Below are 21,823 nucleotides of genomic sequence, written 5' to 3' on the forward strand. Positions count from 1 at the left end.
TCAGCAGTCGATCGTGAAGGCGGTGGCCGCCGCCTCGTGCCTGATCGGCGCCGAGTCGACGCCGGAGCTGGCCACGACGGGGGCGACGATGCGGCCGGACTGGTAGACCGCCTGGACGTCCCAGGCCGCGGTGATGTCGGTGGTGGCGTCGCCCGCGACGACGAGCAGGTCCGCGACCTTGCCGGGCTGCAGGGAGCCGACCTGCTCGTCGATCCCGCAGGCCTGCGCCGCGACCGAGGTGACCGCGTCGAGGGCCTGGGTCGGCGACATCCCGCCGCGCACGGCGAGCACCAGCCCGTTCTGCAGACCGCCGAAGGACACGTCGTACGGCCCGGCGTCCGAGCTGATCGCGAGCCGGTCGATCATGTCGTCGGCGAGCAGCTTCGAGAAGATGCCCAGCTTCATGTCGAAGTAGGCCTCGAGCGCGGAGATGCGGGAGGCGTCCTCGGCGGTGTGCTCGTCGCGCTCCCGCTTCGCGGTCAGCTCACCGAGGGTCTCCCACCCGCCGGTCTGGATCGTGAAGCTGACGAAGGTGCCGGCCTCGTGCAGGCGCTCGGTGATGGCGGGGTCGTAGACCATCGTCCCCGCGGACGCCACACCGGGTCCGAACTCCGTGATCGGCGCCGGGACGAGGAACTCGGCATGCTCGACGCAGTCCGAGCCGGCGTCCACGGCGTTGACGATCGACCGGGCGGCCCGCGCGTGCGCGGTGGTCCGGCGGCCCAGGCCGTGCGCGGTCTCCACGGCGACGCGCATCTCGTCCGTCGTGTAGGACGGGTAGTGGGGCATGTTCCCGGCGGTCGCCCCGCCGGAGGCCATGATCTTGATGTGGTCGGCGCCCTCGGCCACCAGCCTGCGCACCGCAGCGCGGATCTCCGCGTCGCTGTCGGCGACCCCGTTGCACCAGTAGAAGTGCCCGTAGTCGTGGGTCAGCGGGCGCCCGGCGAGCAGCATGCGCGGGCCGTTGACGTAGCCGCGCCGGATCGCCTCCCGCACCACGAACACGACCCGGTTGCGCCCGCCGTTGTCCCGGATCGTCGTGACGCCGCTGGCCAGGTGGCGACGCATGTTCGACACCGCGATCAGCGACATCATCTCGTCCGGGTCGAGGACCTGCTCCTCGTAGGTCTTGCCGTCGCCGGTGAGCGTGAGGTGGCAGTGCGCGTCGATCATGCCGGGCAACACGGTGGCGGCGCCGTAGTCGACGACGGGCACGTCCGGCCGGTCCTGCCACGGTTGCACCTCGTCCGCGGCGCCCACCGCGGCGATCGCGCCGTCGCGGACCTCCACGTATCCGCGCTGGATCGGCCGTGCCCGGTCGGCCGGGTAGACCGTGTCGGCTCGGACGAAGAAGTGTGACGGTGCGGGCATGGCGCCTCCGCGGATCTCGATGTCGGTCGGATCAGCCCGGCTCACGCCCGTGCGGCGCGGCGGTGCAGTCAGGGAGACGAGTGTTCCCCGGGGCTGGTGCGAGGCACCGTAACACCTTCCTCATATCTGAGGAAGGGCTGTCATACTCGATTGCGCCGACGCGATCGCGACGTAGCGAGCGTCGACGCCCGAACCGTTCGACGGAAGGAAGTCCGAGCCGATGTCCGAGCTCCAGCAGGTGTCCACGCAGCACGCCCCCGCACCCGGGGGCACCTACTCGCAGGCGATCGTCCACGGCCGGTCCGTCTGGACCGCCGGGCAGGTCGGCACGGATCCGGCCACCGGCGAGCTGCCCGGCAGCCTGGAGGGGCAGGTGGAGCAGGCGATCACCAACTTGGAGGCGGTGCTGGCCGCCGCCGGGTGCGGCCTCGCCGACGTGGTGCGCACGACCTGCTTCCTCACCCGGATCGAGGACTTCGCGGCCTTCGACGCCGTGTACCGGCGCCGGTTCGCCGCGCCGTTCCCCGCCCGCAGCACGGTCGGCGTCGCCCTGGCGGGGCAGTTGCTGTTCGAGATCGAGGCCAGCGCGGTCCGGCCGGAGGCGGTCGCCGGGTGAGGTCGGGGGGTGGCCCGGCGCAGCCGCACCGGGCCACCCCGGTGGCGCTCAGCGGCGGACGAAACCGCCGGTCGTGGGGCTTCCGCAGAACGCCCCGTCCCGCACGACCGCGTTCCCACGGACGAAGACGTGGGTCGGCAGGCCGGCGCCCTCGTAGGAGTCGTAGAGGTCGAAGGTGCGGGGGGAGGCCGGGAGTAGGTCGCTGCCGCGCCAGCGCCGACGCGGGTCGAGCACCACGACGTCCGCGTCGCTCCCGACGGCGATCGTGCCCTTGCGCGGGCTCAGCCCGAGCGCCCGCGCCGCCCGCTCGGACGACACGGCGACGAAGTGCGCGGGGGTCAGGCCCCGGCGGTTGACGCACTGGTCCCACAGCACGGGGGTGCGGGCCTGGATGCCGGCGGCCCCCGGCGGGGTGAGCCGGTGGTCGCCGGGGTGGGCGGACTTGCTCGCCGCGTCGTAGGCGCAGTGGTCCGAGCCCACGCTCGTGACGGCGCCCCGCTCGACCGCCTCCCACAGCAGCGCGTTGTCGTGCGCGCCGCGGATCGGCGGGGTGATGACGAACTTCCACCCGTCGGGTCGTGCGAAGACCGACTCGTCGAATGTCAGGTAATGCGTGCAGGTCTCCGCGTGCACCGCAACGCCGTCGCGGCGGCCGTCCCTGATCGCCGCGAGCGCCTCGTCGCCGGAGACGTGGAAGACGTACACGGGACTGGCGAGCTTGCCCGCCATGTGCGTGACGGTGCGGATCGCGGCTGCTTCGGCGAGGGCGGGCCTGCTCTCGGGGAAGTCGGTCACCGCGGTGCGGCCCTGCTGCACCAGCGTCTCCAGGGAGTCGGTCAGCAGGTCGTGGTTCTCGGCGTGGAAACCGGGGAGGCCGTCGTGCGCGACGATCTGCTGCATCAGCCGCCAGATCTGGCCGTCGTTCACCCGGTCGCCGTAGGTCATGTACATCTTGAACGAGGTCAACCCGGCCCGGATGACCTCGGGGATGTCGGCCAGCACGCCCGCGTCGGCCCGGTTGAGGATCGGGTGCAGGGCCACGTCGATCGGCGCTGCCGCCTCGATCTGGGCGATCCGCTCCTCGCTCGCGTCGCGCAGTCGCTGGTCAGGGCGCAGCGGCGGCACGAAGTCGACGAGGGTGGTCGTCCCGCCCAGCGCCGCCGCGGCGCCGGCTCCGTCGAAACCGTCGTCGGTGACCCGACCGTCGGCCAGCGGCCAGGAGACGTGCGAGTGCGTGTCGATCCCCCCGGGGAGCACGTAGTGGCCGTCGGCGTCGACGGTCTCGTCCGCCGCGATCGGGGCACCCGGCTCGAGCAGTGCGGAGATGCGCCCCGCGCTGACCGCGACGTCGAGCCGCTGTTCCCCGCCCGCGGCCGTGACGACGATCCCGCCGCGGATGAGCAGGTCATGGCCCAGGTCATGGCCCATGTAGTGGCGCTGCCCCATCCCCGTCACGCCCCCGCCAGAACGGTCAGCAGGTTGGGCAGCATCGAGGCCATCGAGGAGACCGAGAACTCCTCCACCTCCTTGATGAGCCGATCGAGGTGGCTGTGCATGGCCTCGCTCGCCGCGTCCGGGTCGTGGTCCTTGATCGCCGCCAGTATCACGGCGTGCTCGGCGGGGGAGTGCCCGATCGTGCCGCGCCCGCCGGTGATGACGTCGAGCGCGCGCTCGACCGGCGCGAGCGCAGGGGTGTAGAGGCTCCCGGTGAGGGCCTCGAACAGCGGGCTCTTGGCGGCGCCGATGATCAGCTGGTGGAAGTGCATGCCGGCCGGGGTCGGGTCGGCACCCCGGTCGAGCTGTCGCTCGTGGTCGGCCAGGGCGGCTTCCAGGGCGTCGATCTCGGTCTGGTGGGCGCGCTCGGCGGCGAGGCGGGCGATCTCGGTCTCCAGCGCCCGGCGCGCGCGGAGCCAGTCCAGCACCTCCTGGACGCTGCGCAGGTCCAGCGCGCGGGTGAACTGCTCGTGCCGGTGGCGGCTGAGCAGGCTCGACGTCGTGAACCGGCGCCCGACGTCGGTCAGGACCCGGCCCTTGCGCCCGACGGACTCCGTCATCCCCGCGGCGTCCAGCTTCGCGAGCACCCGCGACACGCTCGCCTCGCTGAGCTCGCGCCCCGCCTCCTCGAGCAGTCGACGGGCGACGCGGGCCCCAATCGGCTCGTCGGCGCGATGGAGTACCAGCAACAACGCCTCGGCGTCACCGCCGAGCTCTGCCCCCGCAGTGGTCGGCTCCCCGTTCACGGCGCTTCCCTGCCCTTCGACGTCATGGTTCATCATCTTGCCCGACGCACGACCGATCTGGATTAACAGCGTCGCAACTGATAATACTTCCTCAAACCTGAGGAACTTGCTACGGTCCTGGCGCCGAGCGGCACCAGGTCGTCATCAGCGGGAAGGACGTTCATGCCAGCCGACTACCGTGCAGCGCACAGCCTCGACAACGAGGAGATGCGGCAGCTCTACCGCGAGGCCGGCTTCGCAGGCCGGTCCGGGTGGGGGACGAGGCCCGCCCTGCTCGTGATCGACCTCGCCGGAGCCTGGACGGCACCCGACGAGCAGCTCGGGTCCGACGTCGAGGCGGTCGTCGCGGCGACGACCGGCCTGCTCGAGGTGTTCCGGGCGAAGGAGCTCCCGATCGTCTTCACGACGATGGCCTACGACCCCGGCCTGGTGGAAGCCGGTCCGGTGGTCACCAGCAAGACGCCCCACAGCACGCTGATGATCCGGGGCAGCGAGCGGGTGCAGCTGCGCCCCGAGCTCGGCCGTCGCGACGACGAACCGCTCGTCGAGAAGCCGCGGGCGTCGGCGTTCTTCGGGACGAACGTGCTGTCGATGCTGATCGGGCAGGGCGTCGACACCGCGGTCGTCGTCGGCGTCAGCACCAGCGGCTGCATCCGTTCGACCTGCGAGAGCGCCTTCAACCACAACATCCGTGTCGTGGTGCCCCGCGAGGCCGTGGGGGACCGCAGCCACACCGGGCACCAGGCCGCGCTGCTGGACATCGACTCCCGGTTCGGCGACGTGATGGACCTCGAGCAGGTCGTGGCGGAGCTCAAGAGGTACTGATCGATGACCGGGAACGAGCCACGGCCCGTCGGGTTCGGCCGCCTGGTCGGCCGATCGGTCGTCATCACCGGGAGCGGGGCGGGCGTCGGTCTGGGCCGTTCCCTGGCGATCGGGTTCGCCCGCGCGGGCGCCGACCTGACCCTGAACCACGTCGGCGAGGAGCCCGCGGTGTTCGAGGCCTTCCTGCAGGAGCTGCGTGCTCTGGGCGCCCGCGTGGGCACCGTCGAGGGCGACATTTCCCGCGAGGAGGTGGCCACGGCGCTCGTCGACAAGGCGGTCCGGGACCACGGCGGTGTCGACGTCCTGGTCAACAACGCCGCGGTCTCCGAGCCCGCTGTGACGGCGGCGATGTCGCTGGCCACCTGGCAGCGCACGATCGACGTCAACCTCACCGGCGTCTTCCTTGCGACGAGGGCCGCCCTAGGGCCGATGCTGGTGCAGAGTCGCGGCCGAATCATCTCCGTCGCCTCCCAGATCGCTCTCAAGGGCGGGCGGGAACACAGCCACTACGCGGCGGCCAAGGCCGGGATCATCGCCTTCACCAAGTCGGTGGCGCTCGAGGTGGCCCACCACGGGATCACCGCGAACACCATCGCCCCGGGACCGCTGAACACCCGACTCATGGCGAACGTCAGTGAGCGGTGGCGCCGGGACAAGCTCGCCGAGCTCGTGATCCCCCGGTTCGGCGAACCGGAGGAAGTCGTGCCGACCGCGCTCCTGCTCGCGTCGGATCCCGCCGGGAACCTCTACACCGGACAGACATTGGGGCCCAACTGCGGCGACGTGATGCCCTGATCCGTCCCTGACTGAAGCGGAAGCGTCCATGAGCCACGACACCGTTGTCCCCACCTCCGCGAACGCCCGCAACAGGCTGGGGTTGCACAACCCCGACATGCGCCCGTTGCGGGCGGACGAACGGAACTGGACCTGGTGGAACTACTCCACGATCTGGATGGGGATCGTGCACAACATCGTCGCGTGGGAGGTCGCGGCGAACCTCATCGCGATCGGCATGAGCTTCTGGCAGGCGCTGGCCTGCGTGTGCTGCGCCTACGGGATCGCGTTCCTGGCGATCCTGGCCAACAGCGTCCTCGGTGCGAAGTACGGGCTCTCGTTCCCGGTGCTGATCCGCGCCGCCTTCGGGCGTAACGGTGCGCAGGTGCCCGTCGTGCTGCGCGCCTCGGTTGCGGTGTTCTGGTTCGCGGTGCACATCTACATCGGGAGCCAAGCCATCGCGGCCGTGGTCTCCTCCGCGGTGCCTGCCTATTCGAGCCTGCAGCAGTACCACGTTCTCGGGATGAACATCGACGTGCTGATCGCGTTCGTGGTCTGTTGGGCAGCGCACGCGTGGATCATGGGTCACGGCATCCAGAGCGTGCGCAGGCTGGAGGTCTGGGCGGGCCCGTCGATCATGGTGCTGGCAGTGGGACTGGTCATCTGGGCGGCCGTCGGCGTGGGTGGGATCGGTCCGCTGGTCGATGCGCCCGCGACCATCGCGCCGGCGCAGTTCTGGCCGACGTTCGTCGGCTCGATGACCGCGCTCCTGGGCACCGTGGCGACACTGATCCTCAACATCGCCGACCTGACGCGGTTCTCACGGTCGCAGAAGGACCAGGCCATCGGCCAGGGGATCGGCTTCCCGATCATGTTCTTCCTGTTCTCGGTGATGAGCCTGCTGGTCTCGGTCGGCACGGCGCGCATCTACGGCGAGGTCGTCACCAGCCCGATCGACATATTGGCCGGGTTCGACCAGCCGCTGGTCGCGATCTTCGGCGGTCTGTGCGTCCTGGTCGCGACCGCCTCGGTGAACGTGGCGACCAACGGTGTCTCCGCGGGGTTCGACCTGACCAACCTCTGGCCGAGCCGGCTGTCCTTCCGGCGGTCCGGGCTGATCGCCGTGGTCGCAGCCGTCGCCTTCTGCCCGTGGCTCTGGTATGAGGACGCGACCATCGTGACCGAGATCCTCGGGGTCATCGGCGCCACGATGGCGCCGATCTCCGGGATCATGCTCGTTGACTTCTACTACGTGCGGCGGCGCTCGCTCTCGGTCGCCGGGCTGTTCACCGAGTCGGCGACCGGTCCATATGCCTACTCGAACGGATGGAACGTCCGCGCGATCGTGGCGCTCGCCGTGGGGATCCTCGCGGCGACCTGTGGGCTTATCGTCCCCGGGTGGGGCGGGCTCTACGCCTTCAACTGGTTCCTCGGGATCGCGGTGGGAGGCGGGTGCTACTTGCTGCTGATGACGCCCCACCGGGCTGCGGCCGGCTCCGGAAGCCGGGAGGGCGAGGAGTATCCGGACGTCGATTCCGTGCTCGTCCCGGGCGGGAGCCGAGACGCCGCAGCGGGGGAGGCACCGGTTCCCGGGCAGGACGCGCGGTAGGCGCGGCCTCCCCAGCAGCGTCTCCGCCCGGTCCCCGGGACGCCCGCACGGTCGGAGCTGACAGCGGTTGGCTCAGCCCACGGCCAGCCGGCGGAGGTAGGCGTCCCGCGACGGCTCGAGGTGCGCCACGCAGACCCGGACGAGCCGGTCCCGGTCGCCCTCCTGCAGCGCCCGGATCATCTCCCAGTGCTCGGCCTGGGCGCGCAGGAGGTACTGGTCGTCGGCGACGGTGAGGGAGCGGATGGACGACGTCATGCCGGCGTGGTGGCGCACGGCCTCGACGAGCGTCCTGTTGTCCGACAGGCCGAACAGGATCGCGTGGAAGGCCAGGTTGGCCCGGTGCGCGGCGCGCCGGTCCTGGGCGGCGACGGCGGCGTCGTGCGCCTGCTGGCACTCCACCAGCGGGTCGAGCCGCTCGGGCGGCACCGGCACGGCGATGCTGCGCGCGCAGCTGGCCTCGAGCAGCGTGCGGACGTCGTAGAGGTCGCGGACCTCCTTCGCCGTGTAGGAGCGGACGAACGCCCCGACGTTGGCCCGGCGTTCGACCGCGCCGCGCGACTCCAGCGTGGCGAGCGCGCTGCGGACGACGTGGCGCTTCGCGCCGAACCGCTCCATGAGGTCGTCCTCGACGAGGCGCTCCCGCGGGTGCAGGAGACCGAGGGCGATCTCCTCCTCGAGCTCGGCGGCCAGTTCGGCGACGATCCCGGCGGCCCGCGTCCGCACCGCCCCGTCGCCACCCATCCGACCGGCCTCCTCGTCGTTCCCCGGGTCCTCCATGTTCGCACGGTGACCGTCCTCCTCCGGTGGAGAGACCGGCACGAGCACGTTCAGCCGCCGCGTCCGGTGCCGGCGGGGCCGTGCCGGCAACATCCGGGCTCGGGTTCTGGTCAGCGCGGCGGTGGCGATCCACCGGCGGACATCCGCGACCTGCGCACCCCAGCAGGAGCGGCAGTGCCCGGTGCCGTTGTCGGGGTGTCGGCGGTGGCCGGGGCCGTTCGGTGGTGGTCCCGCGCATGATCCGCGATATCGGGTGCACATGGTTGCGATCACGACCATGGACGACCGAAAGTTCGGATCATGCTTGCCGGGCGGGTCCCGGTTTTGCGGGTGAGCGGAACACCAGGGTTGTTCGATCTTGCATGGACAGCTCTGGTGTTCCGTTCACCTGCGAAAGGGGGCGGCTCGGCGCTGGTTCTCGTCGGAGTACCCGCAGCGGATCGGTGCCTGCGGCGGCGAGGGAGAGCGCCTCGCGCAGCGCCATGTGCGCCACGTCGGGGTAGCCGAGGTGCACGAGCGTGCACGCCGCGAGCTGGTGCAGCTGCGCGGCGACGTCGTGGGCGCCCGATCGCTCGTCGGCGCGCGCCTCCCGGACCATCGCCCTGGACTGTGTGATCGCGCCGGGCAGCAGCTGCCCGAGCTCGTCGTAGCCGCCCGAGACGGTGAGCGGCTCCACGTCCGGGTCGTCGCCGATCAGGTCGTCGACGTAGGTGGGGCCTCGCGGATCGCGACCGCGCCGGAGTGCTCGGACGGATCCGGTAGCGGCGTCGTCCTCGACAGCAGGTGCCCTGCATCGACGTCGAGCGCGCGGGCGATGCTGTGCAGGCTCGCGATCGACAGCGTGTGCCTGCTGCCCTGCTCGAGCTTCCGGATGAGGTCGACTGACACTCCGGCCGCGGTGGCCAGCTCCTGCTGTGTCCGGTCGCCGCGCAGCTGTGCGATGCGCTGCCCGACGGTCGGGCCGGTGCCGTGGTCCACGTCCGAGACCGCCTCTCGGTCCGCACCCCCGACCCGTCAGCTCACGAACGGGCTCAGCAGGAGCACGACCGCGAACCCGGTGAGGCCGACCAGGGACTTCATGACGGTCCAGGACTTCAGCGTGTCGGCGACGTTCATGCCGAAGTACCGGTTGGCCATCCAGAAGCCGGAGTCGTTGACGTGGGAGAACCCGGCGCCGCCGCAGGCGATCGCGATGCAGGTCAGGGCGACCGTGGTCGGGCTCGCGCCGAGCGACTCCGCCAGGGGTGCGCTGAACGTGGCGCCGGTGACCATGGCGACGAGGCCCGAGCCCTGCGAGATCCGCATGACCGCGGCGACGACGAAGCCGAAGACGACGAGCGGGATGCTGGCGTCGCGCATCGCCGCGGACAGGGTGTCGCCGAGGCCGGACGACACCAGCACACCGCCGAACACGCCGCCGGCGCCGGTGACGAGGATGATGTTGCCCGCCGGGCCGAGCGCGGTGCCCGCGAGCCTGCCGAGCTCGGCGCGCCCGATCCCGCGGCGGACGCCGAACACCCACATGCTGAACAGCACGGTCAGCAGCAGCGCCATCACGGGGTTGCCGACGAAGGTCAACGTGGTGGCGACCGGCGACTCGCCGCCCATCAGGCGCCCGACCGTGCCGACGAGGATGAGCAGCAGGGGCATCAGCAGGGCGAGGACGACGGACCCGAAGGAGGGCAGGTCCCGCTCCGGCTCCGCCCGGACGTCAACGGTGGACGTCGCGGTCGCCGGGGAGGAACCGTCGGTGCCGGTCGACGGCGTCGTGAGGGCGGGGGCCACGGGGTCGGCCGAGCCGACGATCGCCGCGGGCGGCACGACGTGGATGCGGCGCGCGATGAACCGCCCGAACAGCGGGCCCGCGACGGCGACGGCGGGGATCCCGCAGACGGCGCCGAAGAGCACCACGAGGCCGATGTCGGCGCCCATGATCCCGGAGGCCGCGAGCGGGCCGGGTGCGGGCGGCATGAACGTGTACGCCGCGCTCAGCCCGGCGCACAGCGGGATGCCGTAGTGGAGCAGCGACTTGCCCGTGCGCTGCGCGACCCCGTAGAGCATGGGGACGAGCACCACGATCGCCACGTCGATGTAGACCGAGGTCGCGACGAGGAACCCGGCCAGCCCGAGGCCCCAGGAGATGGTGCGGTCGGAGAAGCGCTCGACGAGGGTGACGGCGATGCGCTCCGCCGCGCCGGCGTGCTGCAGGACCATCCCGAAGATCGCGCCGAGCGCGATCACGAGCGAGAGCTGGCCGAGCGAGTCGCCCATCTCGCCGACGACCAGGTCCATCAGCTCGGTCGGACCGTTCCCGACGGCCAGGCCGAAGGCGAGGGTGGTGAGCAGGAGCGCGAGGAACTCCTGCACCTTCAACACGATGATCAGGGTGAGGAGGACGCCCACGGCCAGTACGGCGGCCATGACGACCCAAGCCTCGTAGGACAACAGTGTCTCCTGGAGTGGTGGATCCACGGGGTGGTGGACCCGACGGGGTCGGGACGGGGGTGGGGCGGGGGAGCGGGTCAGGCGGACCCGGCGCGCGACGGGACGCTCGCGCGGGTGTCGACGGCCTGCAGGAAGCGGAAGTCGCAGCCTTCCTCGGCCTGGGTCACCTCGTCGACGTAGAGCTTCGCGTAGCCGCGCTCGGGGCGCGGCCGGGGCGGCGCGGCGCCGGCGGCCCGGCGGGCGAGCTCGGCGTCGTCGACCTCGAGGACCAGCGAGCGGCGGCCGACCGACAGCGCGATCGTGTCGCCGGTGCGGACGAGGGCGAGCGGGCCGCCGACGGCCGCCTCGGGGGAGCTGTGCAGCACGATCGTGCCGGCCGCGGTGCCCGACATGCGGCCGTCGGAGATCCGGACGATGTCTTTGACACCGGCCTTCGCCAGCTTGCGCGGGATGGGGATGTAGCCCGCCTCGGGCATGCCGGGGAACCCGACGGGGCCGATGTTGCGCAGGACGAGCACGTCGGACGCGTCGACGTCGAGGTCGTCGCGGTCGATCCGCTCGGCGAGGTCGGCCGCGTCCTCGAACACGACGGCCCGGCCGCGGTGCTCCAGCAGCGCGGGCGTGGCGGCCGACTGCTTGATGATCGCGCCGCCCGGCGCCAGGTTCCCGTGCAGGACGGCGATGCTGCCGCCGTTGTGGATCGGGTTGTCACGGGGGCGGATGACGTCCTGCGCGAACGGCGCCGGGGCGTCGTCGAGCTCCTCGCCCAGGGTCCGCCCGGTGACGGTCAGCGCCGTCGGGTCGAGCTGGCCGCGCAGCTCCAGCATCAGCCGCGGGATTCCGCCGGCCCGGTGCAGGTCCTCCATGTAGTGGTCGCCGGAGGGCTTGAGGTCGACGAGCACGGGGGTCTCGCGGCCGAGCGCGTCGAAGGCGTCGAGGTCGAGGCGGTAGCCGCAGCGGCCCGCGACGGCGGCCAGGTGCACCAGCGCGTTGGTGGAACCGCCCATGGCGAGCAGGATCCGGAAGGCGTTGTCGAACGCGGCCGGTGTGAGGATCCGGTCGAGCGTGAGCCCCTCTTCGGCCAGGCCGACCGCGCGCGTGCCGGTCGCCTCGGCCACGCGCATCCGGTCGGCGGTGACGGCCGGCGGCGTGGCGCTGCCGGGCAGGGCGACGCCGAGGGCCTCGCTCACCGCCGCCATCGTGCTGGCGGTGCCGGCGACCGAGCAGGTGCCGACGCTGCCGACCAGGCGCCCGTTGACCTCGGCGATCTCGTCGGCGTCGATCTCCTCGGCGCGGTAGCGGCCCCAGAACGCGCGGCAGTCGGTGCACGCGCCGACGGTGCGCCCGCGGTGCGACCCGGTGAGCATCGAGCCGGTGACGAGCTGGATGGCCGGCTTGCCCGCCGACGCGGCGCCCATGAGCTGTGCCGGGACGGTCTTGTCGCAGCCGCCGATGAGCACGACCGCGTCGACCGGGAGCGCCTTCAGCATCTCCTCGGTGTCCATCGCCATCAGGTTCCGGAGGAACATGCTGGTGGGGTGGGCGAAGCTCTCGTGGATCGAGATCGTCGGGAACGACACGGGCAGGCCGCCGGCGAGCATCACGCCGCGCTCGATCGCCTGGATCAGCTGCGGGACGTTGCCGTGGCAGGGGTTGAAGCCGCTCTCGGTGTCGACGATGCCGATGACCGGGCGGTCCAGCGCGTCGTCGCCGTAGCCGGCGCCCTTGATGAACGCCTTGCGCAGGAACAGGGCGAACTCGGCGTCCCCGTAGCTGGTGAGGCTCCCCCGGAGGCCCTGGTGCTGCGACGGCATCGTCATCATCCTTTTTATTGATAATCAGTGCTGCCGGATGAGACCACGCCCGGGCGGGCCGGCGCAAGTCCGCCGGCCCGCGGCCTCAGGCCGGCCGGGGTGTGCTGCGGACGTTGCCGAACAGCGCCAGCAGGAGCGCGCCCGCGAGGGCGACGGCGGCCGCGAACGCGAAGGTGCCCGTCCATCCCAGCGACGAGTCGACGAGGTAGCCGGTCAGGGCCGGGGCGATGATCGAGGCCGTGGTGGCGAACATCTGCACCGCACCGGACACCGAGCCGTATGTCGGTCCGGGCACCGCCTCGCCGACGATCAGCCAGTACTGGGCGCCGGTGAAGTAGAGCAGGAACACCACGACGGTCATCAGTGCGACGGCGCCGACCGTGCTGGACACGAGCCCGATCCCGCCGAAGAGCAGGCCGGTCGCGGCGAGGCAGACGACCACCGTCCAGCGGCGCGGCCCCAGCGACCGGCCGGTGCGGCGGACCAGCAGGTCGGTGAACAGGCCGCCCAGTGCGAGGCCGATGCAGCCGCCGACCCACGGCACCGCACCTGCGACGGCGAGCTCGTCCAGGTCGATGCCGCGCTCGTTGACGAGGTAGGTGGGGAACCAGTTGAGGAAGGTCCAGAGGATCCAGGCGTAGCCGAAGTAGGCGACCGCCGTGGTCCACACGGCGGGCCGGGTCAGGTACTGCCACCAGGGCAGGTGGTCCGCGTGCTCCCCGTCGTCGCCGACGGTGGCGCCCGGCACCCGGTCCTCGCGGATGTGCGCCAGCTCGGCGGGGGAGACCCACCTGTGCTGCTCGGGGGTGTCGCGGACGACGACGAACCAGCCGATCGCGAACAGGACGCCCAGTGCGCCGAAGACGACGAACGGGATCCGCCAGTTGCCCTGGGTGGCTCCGAGGATCGCCACCACCACCGGGGTGCCGATGGCGCCCCCGAGCGGGGTGGCCGCGTTGGCGATGCCCACCGCCGTGCCGAGCTCCCGCTTCGGGAACCAGCTGTGCATGATCTTGGCCGTGACCGTGGCCTGCGGGCCCTCGCCCGCGCCGAAGAGCAGTCGGATGAGCAGCAGGCTGACGAACCCCACGCCCGCGGCGGTCAATGCGGTGAAGCAGGACCAGGCGATGGCCGCCCAGCCCATGACCTTCGCGGGGCCGTGCCGGTCGGCCAGCCACCCGCCGATGAACCCGAACGGCGAGTAGGTGAAGGCGAACGCGGCGAGGATCCAGCCGAACGCGGCGTTGGAGAACCCGAACTCGGCGATGATCAACGGCGCCGCGACGCCGATGACGGCGCGGTCGGCGTAGTTCAGGGACAGGATCACGAAGTTCGAGGCGAGGACCGCGAACCGGACCCTCGATCGCTTCGTGGACACGGATGCGGTGGTTCCGGGGACTGTCACGGGGGTCCTTCTCCGGTCGGGCGGGGGCGGTCGTCAGAAGTAGCAGCGGGCCACCGAGACGACGGTGTCGTCGTCGGCGGCCACGACGGCGGTGAGCCAGCGGTCGTGGATCGTGCAGGGGTGCGAGATGCCCAGCCGGACCAGGTCGGAGGGCCCCAGCCGGGCCTGCGGGGGAAGTCGCAGGTAGGCGTGCTGGTCGTCGAGCGCGTCGATCGTCCATCCCGCGGCGTCCCGGGCGTCGCGGCCGCGGTGGTCGCGGGCCTGGATCGGCGCCGGCAGGCCCTGGTCCCAGTTGAGATCGCGCCGGCCCGCGCCCAGGATCGCCAGCCCCGGTTCGGGCCTGCTGAGCACCGGTGCCCACACCTCGATCGCCGGGACGAGCCGGCTCACTCGCGCTGCTCCGGGTGCGCTGCCGTCCAGCGGGGACAGCGCGCGGTAAAGGCCGTGGTCGTGGGTGAGGTACGCGCCGGACCTGATGATCAACCGGACGTCCCGGTCGGCGGGCCAGTCACCGAGCTCGGCGGCCACCACGTCGAAGTAGAGGCTGCCGCCCGCCGAGACGACGTACTCGTCCAGCCGCGGGTCGGCGTGCGGCAGGACCAGCTCCATCGCGCGGCGCACCGAACGCAGGTAACCCGCGACGGCGGACAGGCCGTGCGCGTCGCGCGCGTGGCTGACCGAGCCCTCGTAGCCGGCGACCCCGGCGAGGGCCAGCCCGTCCACCGACCGCACCGCGTCGCGGACCGCGGCGACGGCGTCGGAGTCCCGGCAGCCGCCCCGGCCGCCGTCGTGGCCGACCTCGATCAGCACGGGCAGCGGGCGGGGGGTCGCGACGCCGTCGAGGGCCGCGCGCAGCACCTCGACGCCCTCGCGGGAGTCGACGTAGCAGTAGAAGGCGCGCGCCTCGTCCTCGGCGAGCCAGCCGACCACCTCGCGGGCGAAGGCGCGGTCCACGAGCTCGTTGGCCAGCAGGATGCGGGCGTGACCCGCCGCCATGAACACCCGCGCCTGGTACGGGGTGGCGAGGGTGACACCCCATGCGCCCGCGCGCAGGGCGTACTCCGCGAGCTCGGGCGAGGCGGTGGTCTTGAGGTGCGGGGCGATGGAGGCGCCGTGCTCGGTGCAGTAGCGCGCCATCAGCTCGGCGTTGTGCCGCAGCGCGGAGTCGCGCAGCACCAGCAGCGGCCAGCCGAAGCCGGCGTCGAAGAGCGACCTGCCCTCGGCGCCGAGGGCGGCGAGCGTGCCACCGGCGGCATCGGGGGGCAGGCCCTTGAAACGCCAGCCGATCGGCCCGTCGTCGATCAGGTGGGTCGCGGCGGTCGGCGTCACGCCGGGGCTCCGGTGTGGATGCGTCGCCGGAGCAGGGCGTCCAGCACCCCGCGCGCGGCGTGGAGCTCGGCGAGGGGCACGAACTCGGCAGGCGTGTGGGCCTGTGCGATCGCACCCGGACCGAAGACGACGCAGGGCACCCCGTCCCACGCGATCTTGGACGCGTCGGTGCCGTGCCCGACGCCCTTCGGTTCGGGGTCGTGGCCCGCCTCCCGCAGCACGTCGCCGACGGCGCGGACGAACGGATCGCCGGGATCGGTCTCCAGGGCGTGGTCGACGATGTGCGGTTCGGCGACCTCGAGGTGCTCGGGCCAGCGGGTCAGCAGGTCGTGGCGGAGCTCGCTCCACACCGCGTGCGGGTCCTCGCCGGCGACGGTGCGGCGGTCGACGGTGATCGTGGCGCTCTCCGGCAGCACGTTCGGCCCGGTGCCGCCCTCGATCATCGTGACGGCCAGCGACGGTGGCCCGACGAGCGGGCGTGCCAGCGCCTCGAGCGCCGGTGCGTACTCCCCGGTCAGGTGGTCGACGACCTGGGCGAGCGTGGCGATCGGGTTGACCCGGCCCCACGGTTCCGAGGAGTGGCCGCCCGGCCCGCGCGCGGTGATCCGGCACCGCATGCAGCCCTTGTGCGCGGTGACCATGCGCAGCGAGGTCGGCTCGCCCACGACGGCACCGACCACCGGGCCGTTCCTGGTGACGCCCTGGTCGCGCAGGTGCAGCACGCCGCGGTAGACGTGCTCCTCGTCGACGACGCCGGCGAGGACGACGGTGTGCGGGCGGGGGCCGCGTCGTGCGAGGTCCGCCATCGCGGTGAGGAACACCGCGAGCGGGCCCTTGGCGTCGCAGGCGCCGCGCCCGTGGAGCCGGCCGTCGGCCACCGTCGGCGCGAACGGGGCGACCGTCATGCCCTCGGTCTCGACGGTGTCCAGGTGGGTCTCGAGCAGGATCGTCTCGGCGCTGTCGCCGGGCAGGGTGACCACGACGTTGCAGCGGCCGTCGACGACCTCGTGGAGGTCCGCCGCCATGCCGTGGCCGCGCGCCCAGTCGGCGACGTACTCGGCCAGAGGGGTCTCCGCAGGCTCGGCCCGCCCCCTCGGGTTGATGCTGGGGATGCGGATCAGCTGCGCGAGCAGCTCCTCGACATCGGCCACGTCCACCTCCTGATCGCTCCGTTGCGTGGAATGCAACGGTGCTTCCTGCGAGCTAGAGGGCTTCTTAGCAGTGGCATCTACAGGGGTCAACGCGGTCACAGCCGCGGTTGCATACACTGCAACGCACCATGAGTCAGAGCCTGGACCGCGGACTCCGCATCCTCGACGAGATCGCCGCCGGACGGACCACGCTCTCGGACATCTCCGAGTCGCTCGGCGTCCACAAGTCGACCGTGCTCCGCCTGCTGGTCACGCTCCAGCAGCACCACTTCGTCCACCGCGCCGACGCCCACCACTACCGGCTCGGGCGGCGCCTGTTCGACCTGGCGTCGTTCGCGATCGAGTCGCGCGACGTCGCGTCGGTCGCGCGGCCCGCGATGGACCGGCTGCGGGACTCGACCGGTGGCTGGGTCCACCTGGCGACCCACGAGGAGGGGGAGGCGGTCGTCGTCGCCGTGGCAGCGGGGAGGGGACCGCACGCCGGGCCCGCGCGGGTGGGGGAGGTGCTCCCGCTGCACGCGCCCGCGACCGCGGTGCTCGCCGCCGCGCTCCCGCAGGAGCAGATGGAGACCCTGCTGGGCCAGGCGGTGCCGCGCACCGAGATCGACGCGGTGCGCCAGGCGGGGTTCGCGGTCGGGCGGGCCGACCACCGGGACGAGCACCGGGCCGACGTCGCTACCGTGGCGGCACCGGTGCGGGACTCGACGGGGGCGGTGGTCGCGGCGATGACGCTCACGCTGCCGCGGTCGGGTGTCCCGACCCGGGTCCCGCCATCCGGCACGCCACGCCTGCTCGAAGCGTGCGACGAGGTCTCCCGGGAGCTCGGGTGGACCTAGTGTCCCGGCTGTTCCTCGCCGTCGACGGCGGCACCTTCGAGACCGACACCGCCCTGCTCACGCCGGCCGGCGAGGTGCTCGCGCGGGTGCGGGCGGGCAGCACGTCGCCGCAGAGCGTCGGGGCGGTGCAGGCCGCGTCGGTGGTCGAGCGGCTGCGCGGTGAGGCCCTCGCCCGGGCCGGCCTGCCGGCGTCGACGCCGGTGGCGCGCGTCGTCGCCTTCGTGGCCGGGGTCGACCTCCCCGAGGAACGCGAGGACGTGCGCGCCGCCCTCGCCGCGCACTTCGCGGGCACGGACCTCGTCGTGGAGAACGACATCCACGCCGTGCTCTGGGCGGGCATGCGCCGCCCCGCCGGGGTCGCGGTGAAGTTCGGCAGCGGTATCAACGCGTTGGCGCGCTCGGCCACCGGGAGGACGGCCGGCTACCTGGCCCTCGGCACGATCTCCGGTGACTGGGGCGGCGCGCTGACCCTCGGGTCCGAGGTACTGTTCGCCGCCAGCCGGGCCGAGGACGGGCGTGGCCCGCACACCTCCCTGCGGTACCGGGTGGCCGCGCACTTCGCCCGGCCGACCGTCCGGCAGGCCGTGGCCGACCTGCACCGGGGCCGGGCGGGCGCCCCCGCCCTCGCGGACCTGACCCCCCTGCTACTCGACGCGGACGCCGACGGCGACCCGGTGGCGCGTCAGCTGGTGGACCGGCAGGCCCAGGAGGTCGTCACGATGGCGGCCGCCGCGATGAACCGCGCCAACGTGCCGACGACCGGAAGCGACGTCGTGCTCGCCGGGAGCCTGCTCACCGCGGGCCACGAGCGGCTCGACCGGCTGGTCGACGACGGCGTCGCGCGCGCCCTGCCCGGTGCCGTGGTGCGGCGGATGTCGGTGCCCGCCGTCGTCGGCGCGGCACTGGCCTGCCTGGGCGCGGAGCGCGGCGGGCCGATCGCCGACGAGCGCTACCTGCACCGGATCGCGGAGTCCCTGGAAGCGGCGACGCCGTCGAGGTGACCGGCGCCTCGGCACGGCGGCTCAGCAGGGCGGGGTGCCCGGCCGGCAGGGGCTGCCCGACGGCGAGCTGAGCTGCAGGAACTCGGCGGTGCCGTCCGGGAGCACCCCCATGATGGCCACCGCCTTGTCGACCGGGCTCCCGGTGGCGCTGAGCGAGATCCACCCGCTCGCCCCGGCCACGGCCTTCGGTCCGTGGAGCCGCTTGAACTCCTGGACCACCGCGTCGGGGGTGCTGACCGAACCGTCGGGCTGCCGGATGGCGGTGACCGCGGTGAGCACGGCGTCGTAGCCCATGATCGCGTAGCTGTCGTCGAGGCCGTGGTCGGGGAAGTGCGTCGGGAAGCAGTCCGGGCACCCGCCGGTGAGGTAGTCGGCCGAGCCGGAGGCGAACAGCTCGGGGGAGGCCTGCCACGCGTCCGGGTTGGCGAGTGAGGTGTAGGCCACGGAGGCGTTCGCCTGCAACCCCTCGCGCAGCCCCGGCTCGCCGCGGGCCACCGCCTCGGCGAAGCTCGCTCCGTCGTCGCCGGTGACGACCCGCACCGGGTGGTCGAGGCAGGTCCGCTTGGGCAACGCCGCGACGAACGGTGCCAGCTCGGCCGCCCGGCCGGCGAAGAACACGACGTCCGGGCGTTGCTGGCAGACGTGGACCATGATGTCGTCCATGGCGTTCGCCGCGGAGGGCCCGCCCACGTAGGTTTCGACCGGTTCCACGATCGCGTGGCCCGCGGCGGTGTAGTGCTCCCGGAACGCGGAGCCGAGGCTCGCCGCGTACCGGTCGTTCTGGTCGCTGTTCTGCACGATCAGCGCTCGGCCGGTGGACGGGCGCAGGTAGGCGGCCAGTGCGGCGGACTCGTCGGACGTGGTGGGAGCGACCCGGGCGAGTGAGGTGTCGGCGGCGACGGGTGCGGACGTGACCTGCTCGGCGGTCAGGTGGGACACGAGCACCGGCACCTCGGCGGCGACGAGCTCGTCGATCACGCCGATCATCGGGTCCAGGGACTTGCCGCTGACGGCGACGGCCATCAGCTTGTGGGTGGCGAAGTCGGGTCCGGCCATCGCGATCAGATCGTCCACGGGTTCCGGCGCGGGTGCCGCCGAGTCGCCGACGTTGGCCACCAGCAACCGGATCAGCGGGCGGTCGCCGAGGGTGGTGGTCCGGTTGGCCTGGCGCTGGGCGATGGCGGCCCCCATCACGTCGCCGCTGAGGCGGACCGCGTAGTCGTCCTCCACCCCCGGCGGTGGGATGGGCACGAGGTAGGCGATGCTGACGATCTCCTTGTCGCCCGGATCCGCGGCGATGCGGGCGTTCTCCTCACCGATGATCCGCAGCGCCTCCGCCGTCCCGGCCCCGAACACGGGGCCGTGCGAGCCGTCGGTGATCCCGACGCAGCCGCCGCCGTCGCCACGTGCGATGTCGGCTTCGCAGTACCGCCAGCGGTCGACGATCACCGTCACCGCATAGGTCAGCACCGCGACCAGCACGATCACGATCACGGCGCGCCACGCCCCGCGCAGATCACCCCACCAGCTGCCCACCCGCCGGAGAACCCCGGGCATCAATTCCCCCTCAGCGTCAGTGCCAGCGCTTCCAGCAGCTGTCGAACTCGCTCTTCGCCTTCAGCAGGAACGCCTTGCCGGTGACCGCCTCGCCCGAGAGCCTGCCCAGCTCGTGGCCGACGATCCCGCACGTGTCGTGGAACGGGTCGGCGAGCGGATCGGTGTGCAGCTGCAGGGCGGCCACCAGGTCGGCGCTGACCGTCGTCTGCGAGTCGATCCCGGCGCACAGCTGCCCGAAGTGCGCGACCGCGTCGTCGTACCGCGCGGGCCGGGCGAGCGGCGCCCGGGCGACCTGCCGCAGCAGCGCGTACCAGTCACGGGGGTTCTCCGGGTCGAACAGCTCGCTGAGCTCCCACGCCACCTCGCCGATCCGGCCCAGCGCGAGGTCGTGGTACAGCTCGCCGACGCGGTCGGCGCGCGCTGTGGCAGCCGTGCGCAGGACCGTGTGGGCGGTCTCCCACTCCACCCCGGACACGCCGTCGTCACGACCCAGCCGGTGCGCGATGGCCCGGCGGGCGAAGGGGTGCATCCGCGGTGGTTCGGGCCCGTCCTCGGTCACGTGGTGGGTCACCCACAGGTCGCGTTCCCGGAACTCGGTGACCAGCAGGCCGATCTGCTCGTCCTCGGTGTCGAGGATCGGGTCGAAGCGCAGGTCGGACAGGTCGACCGCGATCCCCATCAGCATCAGGGCCCGCCGCATCGTCTCGGTCCGGGAGCCGAGGACGAGGTCGAAGACCGTGTCGTCGAGCCGCTTCCCGGAGCGCCTCTCCTCCAGGCCGAACAGGCCGCGCAGGTCGTACCGCGCGGGGACGCTGCCGTGGCCCGGCACGCCGCCGATGCCCTCGAGGGCGCTGAAGACCATGTCCAGCCCGGCCGGGTGGGCCGCGGTCAGCCGGCGGGCGAACGCGACCGACGGGTGCTGCGCAGGACGCAGCCCGCGGCCGTGCGCGATCGCCTGCACGTCGGCGCCCGCGGGCTCGGTCGTCGCGGGCACGTCGTCGACGGGGTCGACCCACACCGGGTAGTACCGGCTCCCGCCGCGTCCGGGCCGTTGCGCGGACCACCGCTCCGGCGAGGCGTCCGGGAGGTCGTCCGGCTGCCAGCCCGCCGTGTCCTGGGCGGCGGCCTCGGGGAACCGCAGGTGGGAGGACGCCACCACGACCAGTGGACCGGAGGTTCCCGCCTGCGCCGTGAGCAGGTCGACGAAGCGGCTCGTCGGGGGCATGGCCACGTTGTCCAGCAGGACGAGGGCGCTCGTCCGCCGGACGAAGAACATGCCGGCCCCGCTCTCGTACTCGCCACGGAGGTCGGCCACGAAGGCCCGGCAGAGGACCTCGTCGACGAGGGCGCGGTTGCCGAGGAACTCCGCGACCGACAGCTCGACGAGGGCGTCCACCGGATCGGGGGAGTGGTGGCCGAGCCCGTCGCGGTACCACTGGACGCCGGCGCCGCGCAGCAGGGCGGCCGTGCGCGCGGCCTCGAGCGCGCCGTCCACGATCAGTCCGGCCGCGTTGTTCCAGTTGTCGCCCAGGCCCGCGAGGGCCGCGAGCGCCTGGGCCGACTCCCGCAACCACTGCCGTCCCTCGGGCCGGTTGCGCAGCTGCCGCCGGATCAGCTCCTTCCGCACCTGGGAGGCCGAGGCCACGTCGGGGTCGAGCGGCGCGCGCACCGCCTGCGCGCCGAGGAAGAAGCGTGGGAACCGGGCCCGGCCGAAACGTTCGACCTGCCGGCCGAGCTGGAACGCCAACCGGTTCGCCACGAGGTGCGGTCGCAGGTCGGTCGGCAGCTGCTCGCCGTCCAGGTGCGCCCGCGGCGCGTTCCACGTCCGCAGCCTGAGCAGGTCGGTCAGGAGGGCGGACGACTCCGAGCCGCGCGCTCCCCACAGCACGATGACCGGCAGGTCGTCGGGGTCGCGGTCGGGACGGTCACGTGCGGCGAACTCTGCGACGAGGCGGGTCAGAGTCGTCGACGCGTCGAACACCGTCACCCCCGTGCGCACATGATCGGCGAAGAAGCGTCGAGAATACGCACGCAGAGCGACCGCGCCACTCCAACGGGGAGTATCCGATACAT

The 21,823-nt window shown here is 72.6% G+C and carries 19 protein-coding genes; 6 read left to right on the forward strand and 13 right to left on the reverse strand.

What is annotated here, in order from left to right; translation table 11 throughout:
• Positions 1-1,371, reverse strand: coding sequence for an amidohydrolase family protein (locus FB558_RS21080; protein ID WP_142056027.1), 1,371 nt, complete (start codon positions 1,369-1,371; stop codon positions 1-3).
• A 220-nt stretch (positions 1,372-1,591) separates the two neighbouring features.
• On the opposite strand from FB558_RS21080, the gene FB558_RS21085 reads away from it, so the two are divergent.
• The gene (locus tag FB558_RS21085; RefSeq protein WP_142056028.1) at positions 1,592-1,987 is read left to right on the forward strand and encodes a RidA family protein; all 396 of its coding nucleotides are present in this window, start codon (positions 1,592-1,594) and stop codon (positions 1,985-1,987) included.
• 48 nt (positions 1,988-2,035) lie between these two features.
• Here FB558_RS21085 and FB558_RS21090 read toward each other — a convergent pair whose 3' ends face one another.
• Positions 2,036-3,433: an amidohydrolase family protein gene (locus tag FB558_RS21090; protein WP_246106695.1), complete on the reverse strand. Its 1,398-nt coding sequence runs from the start codon at positions 3,431-3,433 to the stop codon at positions 2,036-2,038.
• Between the two features lie 5 nt (positions 3,434-3,438).
• Complete coding sequence (locus tag FB558_RS21095; RefSeq protein WP_170231442.1) at positions 3,439-4,227, reverse strand: FadR/GntR family transcriptional regulator; 789 nt, start codon at positions 4,225-4,227, stop codon at positions 3,439-3,441.
• A 162-nt stretch (positions 4,228-4,389) separates the two neighbouring features.
• Here FB558_RS21095 and FB558_RS21100 point away from each other — a divergent pair, with 162 nt between their 5' ends.
• The 3 genes from FB558_RS21100 to FB558_RS21110 are packed head-to-tail and all read left to right on the forward strand — an operon-like array spanning position 4,390 to position 7,435.
• Positions 4,390-5,052, forward strand: a complete 663-nt coding sequence (locus tag FB558_RS21100) for an isochorismatase family protein (RefSeq protein WP_142056034.1) — start codon at positions 4,390-4,392, stop codon at positions 5,050-5,052.
• Positions 5,053-5,055: 3 nt separating this feature from the next.
• Positions 5,056-5,847 carry an SDR family NAD(P)-dependent oxidoreductase gene (locus FB558_RS21105; RefSeq protein ID WP_142056035.1) on the forward strand — a complete coding sequence of 264 codons (792 nt, stop codon included), beginning with the start codon at positions 5,056-5,058 and terminating at the stop codon, positions 5,845-5,847.
• Positions 5,848-5,875: 28 nt separating this feature from the next.
• Entirely contained in the window at positions 5,876-7,435 is a 1,560-nt protein-coding gene (locus FB558_RS21110; RefSeq protein ID WP_142056037.1) for an NCS1 family nucleobase:cation symporter-1, read from the forward strand.
• Positions 7,436-7,507: 72 nt separating this feature from the next.
• Here the strand turns inward: FB558_RS21110 and FB558_RS21115 are convergent, their stop codons facing one another.
• From FB558_RS21115 to FB558_RS21150, 8 genes are all read right to left on the reverse strand, one after another.
• Positions 7,508-8,212, reverse strand: a complete 705-nt coding sequence (locus FB558_RS21115; RefSeq protein WP_246106642.1) for a GntR family transcriptional regulator — start codon at positions 8,210-8,212, stop codon at positions 7,508-7,510.
• A gap of 298 nt (positions 8,213-8,510) precedes the next feature.
• Positions 8,511-8,888: a hypothetical protein gene (locus FB558_RS21120; protein WP_142056039.1), complete on the reverse strand. Its 378-nt coding sequence runs from the start codon at positions 8,886-8,888 to the stop codon at positions 8,511-8,513.
• 17 nt (positions 8,889-8,905) lie between these two features.
• Positions 8,906-9,190, reverse strand: coding sequence for a helix-turn-helix domain-containing protein (locus FB558_RS21125; protein WP_142056041.1), 285 nt, complete (start codon positions 9,188-9,190; stop codon positions 8,906-8,908).
• A gap of 36 nt (positions 9,191-9,226) precedes the next feature.
• A complete protein-coding gene (locus FB558_RS21130; RefSeq protein ID WP_142056043.1) occupies positions 9,227-10,657 on the reverse strand; it encodes a GntP family permease in 1,431 nt (476 codons plus the stop codon).
• A 77-nt stretch (positions 10,658-10,734) separates the two neighbouring features.
• On the reverse strand, positions 10,735-12,471 hold the full coding sequence (locus FB558_RS21135) for an IlvD/Edd family dehydratase (protein WP_211366718.1): 1,737 nt from the start codon (positions 12,469-12,471) through the stop codon (positions 10,735-10,737).
• A gap of 85 nt (positions 12,472-12,556) precedes the next feature.
• Positions 12,557-13,876 carry an MFS transporter gene (locus FB558_RS21140; RefSeq protein ID WP_142056047.1) on the reverse strand — a complete coding sequence of 440 codons (1,320 nt, stop codon included), beginning with the start codon at positions 13,874-13,876 and terminating at the stop codon, positions 12,557-12,559.
• Between the two features lie 33 nt (positions 13,877-13,909).
• Positions 13,910-15,205, reverse strand: coding sequence for an alanine racemase (locus tag FB558_RS21145; protein WP_142056049.1), 1,296 nt, complete (start codon positions 15,203-15,205; stop codon positions 13,910-13,912).
• A complete protein-coding gene (locus FB558_RS21150) occupies positions 15,202-16,356 on the reverse strand; it encodes a M20 family metallopeptidase (protein WP_142056051.1) in 1,155 nt (384 codons plus the stop codon). The genes FB558_RS21145 and FB558_RS21150 overlap by 4 nt, the downstream gene beginning before the upstream one ends.
• Before the next feature lie 128 nt (positions 16,357-16,484).
• Between FB558_RS21150 and FB558_RS21155 the strand changes: the two genes are divergently transcribed.
• Positions 16,485-17,192 (forward strand): IclR family transcriptional regulator, encoded by a 708-nt coding sequence (locus FB558_RS21155; protein ID WP_142056052.1) that lies wholly within the window; start codon positions 16,485-16,487, stop codon positions 17,190-17,192.
• Complete coding sequence (locus tag FB558_RS21160) at positions 17,183-18,193, forward strand: N-acetylglucosamine kinase (protein WP_170231443.1); 1,011 nt, start codon at positions 17,183-17,185, stop codon at positions 18,191-18,193. Before FB558_RS21155 ends, FB558_RS21160 begins: the two co-directional genes overlap by 10 nt.
• Before the next feature lie 21 nt (positions 18,194-18,214).
• Here the strand turns inward: FB558_RS21160 and FB558_RS21165 are convergent, their stop codons facing one another.
• Both FB558_RS21165 and FB558_RS21170 read right to left on the reverse strand, forming a co-directional pair.
• Positions 18,215-19,750, reverse strand: a complete 1,536-nt coding sequence (locus FB558_RS21165) for an ABC transporter substrate-binding protein (protein ID WP_142056054.1) — start codon at positions 19,748-19,750, stop codon at positions 18,215-18,217.
• 16 nt (positions 19,751-19,766) lie between these two features.
• Complete coding sequence (locus tag FB558_RS21170; protein ID WP_142056056.1) at positions 19,767-21,737, reverse strand: hypothetical protein; 1,971 nt, start codon at positions 21,735-21,737, stop codon at positions 19,767-19,769.
• Between the last annotated feature and the right edge of the window lie 86 nt (positions 21,738-21,823).

It is taken from the genome of Pseudonocardia kunmingensis, assembly GCF_006716445.1.
GTDB lineage: Bacteria > Actinomycetota > Actinomycetes > Mycobacteriales > Pseudonocardiaceae > Pseudonocardia > Pseudonocardia kunmingensis.

Excerpts from the sequence above, each read along its gene's own strand:
- FB558_RS21105 (WP_142056035.1), top strand. The coding sequence starts at position 5,056 with ATGACCGGGAACGAGCCACGGCCCGTCGGGTTCGGCCGCCTGGTCGGC.
- FB558_RS21110 (WP_142056037.1), top strand. The coding sequence starts at position 5,876 with ATGAGCCACGACACCGTTGTCCCCACCTCCGCGAACGCCCGCAACAGG.
- FB558_RS21085 (WP_142056028.1), top strand. The coding sequence starts at position 1,592 with ATGTCCGAGCTCCAGCAGGTGTCCACGCAGCACGCCCCCGCACCCGGG.
- FB558_RS21165 (WP_142056054.1), bottom strand. The coding sequence starts at position 19,750 with ATGCCCGGGGTTCTCCGGCGGGTGGGCAGCTGGTGGGGTGATCTGCGC.
- FB558_RS21090 (WP_246106695.1), bottom strand. The coding sequence starts at position 3,433 with ATGGGGCAGCGCCACTACATGGGCCATGACCTGGGCCATGACCTGCTC.
- FB558_RS21080 (WP_142056027.1), bottom strand. The coding sequence starts at position 1,371 with ATGCCCGCACCGTCACACTTCTTCGTCCGAGCCGACACGGTCTACCCG.
- FB558_RS21155 (WP_142056052.1), top strand. The coding sequence starts at position 16,485 with ATGAGTCAGAGCCTGGACCGCGGACTCCGCATCCTCGACGAGATCGCC.
- FB558_RS21135 (WP_211366718.1), bottom strand. The coding sequence starts at position 12,471 with ATGCCGTCGCAGCACCAGGGCCTCCGGGGGAGCCTCACCAGCTACGGG.
- FB558_RS21100 (WP_142056034.1), top strand. The coding sequence starts at position 4,390 with ATGCCAGCCGACTACCGTGCAGCGCACAGCCTCGACAACGAGGAGATG.
- FB558_RS21115 (WP_246106642.1), bottom strand. The coding sequence starts at position 8,212 with ATGGAGGACCCGGGGAACGACGAGGAGGCCGGTCGGATGGGTGGCGAC.